Origin of the sequence: Planobispora rosea (assembly GCF_014648175.1) — a bacterium.
Lineage (GTDB): Bacteria > Actinomycetota > Actinomycetes > Streptosporangiales > Streptosporangiaceae > Planobispora > Planobispora rosea.
The window spans coordinates 1-576 of the sequence record NZ_BMQP01000150.1 but is presented as its reverse complement, the minus strand read 5'-3'; the positions used below and the strand labels follow the sequence as shown (position 1 = coordinate 576).

The 576-nt window shown below is 71.4% G+C and carries 1 protein-coding gene and 1 pseudogene; both read right to left on the bottom strand.

Annotated features, from left to right (window positions below; all coding sequences use genetic code 11):
• Positions 1-488, bottom strand: a 488-nt coding sequence (locus IEZ08_RS39175; protein ID WP_308426636.1) for a ketoacyl-synthetase C-terminal extension domain-containing protein, incomplete at its 3' end; no start/stop codon positions are given.
• Between the two features lie 9 nt (positions 489-497).
• A pseudogene (locus IEZ08_RS40580) lies at positions 498-566 on the bottom strand (hypothetical protein); the annotation flags it as partial.
• Between the last annotated feature and the right edge of the window lie 10 nt (positions 567-576).

Genomic DNA, 576 nt, shown 5'->3' with positions numbered 1-576 from the left:
TCCCGGCCCATGCCCAACCGCTGACTGCCCTGCCCGGTGAACAGGAACGCCGTCTTGCCCCCGGCCACACTGTCCTCGGCGACCTGCCGGCCGTCCAGCAGTGCCACCCGGTGCTCGAACTGCGCCCGGGTCGTGGCCAGCGAGTAGGCCACATCCATCGACTCCGGCGCGCTCAGCCGGGCCACCTGTGCCCGCGCGGCTTCCCGGCTCCGGGCCGAGACCGGTGTCAGCGCCAGCGTGACCCCCGACCCCGACGGCGCTCCCGTCGGGGCCTCCTCCACCGCCGGCGCCTCCTCCACGATCACATGCGCATTGGTCCCGCTGATACCGAACGAAGACACCCCCGCCCGACGCAACCGCTCCCCCCGCGGCCACTCCACCGCCTCCGTCAGCAGGCGCACATTGCCCGCCGACCAGTCGACCTGCGGCGTGGGCTCCTCAACATGCAACGTGCGCGGCAACACCCCATGCCGCAACGCCAGCACCATCTTGATCACACCACCCACCCCGGCCGCTGCCTGAGTGTGACCCAGATTCGACTTCAACGACCCCAGCCACAACGGCACCTGCCGCTCC